At 44.9% G+C, this 771-nt stretch carries 2 protein-coding genes; both read left to right on the top strand.

Annotated elements, in window-relative coordinates:
• Window positions 1–482 (top strand): HD domain-containing protein (locus KIV40_RS33140; RefSeq protein ID WP_285353634.1); only part of this gene is annotated, 482 nt, incomplete at its 5' end.
• Between the two features lie 112 nt (window positions 483–594).
• Window positions 595–771: VOC family protein (locus KIV40_RS33135; RefSeq protein ID WP_285353636.1), on the top strand; the 177-nt coding region annotated here is incomplete at its 3' end.

The raw sequence follows: 771 nt of genomic DNA, 5'->3' as shown, positions 1-771 counted from the left end.
ACTCTGGCGAACACAGTTGGCATGTGTGTATTAGTGCTCTGATGTTAAAAGACTACGCTGACGAGGTTATTAACATCGATCGCGTGATCAAAATGCTGTTGATTCATGATCTGGGCGAGATCGACGCCGGCGACAAAATCGTTTATGAATCAGAAACCGCAGAGCAAAAGAATAAAGAGTGGAACGGGGTTAAACGAGTGCTGGATATGCTGCCAAACCGACAAGGTGAAGAATATTTGGCACTGTGGGAAGAATTCGAACTTGGTGAAAGTGCTGATGCAAAATATGCCAAAGCCATCGATCGTATCCCTCCGCTTCTCCACAACATCAATGATGATGGCTACGGTTGGAAGAAGCATCATGTTCTCAAAGAGAAGGTTCTCAATTTCAACCAGCAAAGAATATCAGCTGGTGGAGAGAAGATATGGGAAGGCGTCGAAGCTAAGCTACAACAAGCTATCGTCGATGGGATTCTAACCTAATCATCCCAGTTAGTTTTTCGGTTAAGCACAACCATTCTCCTATGAATGTCATTGTGAGCTTTCGTAAGGTGTTGAGTCATGTAGAATCGGTGTTTTAAGTTTAGAGGCCGCCATGATGAAACCAGTGCAACAGCAAATCGGCAACATCGCCCTTGTTGTCGAAAACTATGACGACGCCATTGAGTTCTATACGCAGAAACTTCAATTTACGTTAGTTGAAGATACCGATTTAGGCGGTGGTAAACGCTGGGTACAGGTCGCTCCGCCCAATTCTAACGGCACCAACCTT

It is taken from the genome of Vibrio sp. D173a, assembly GCF_030248475.1.
This window is presented reverse-complemented; position numbering and strand designations above follow the sequence as displayed.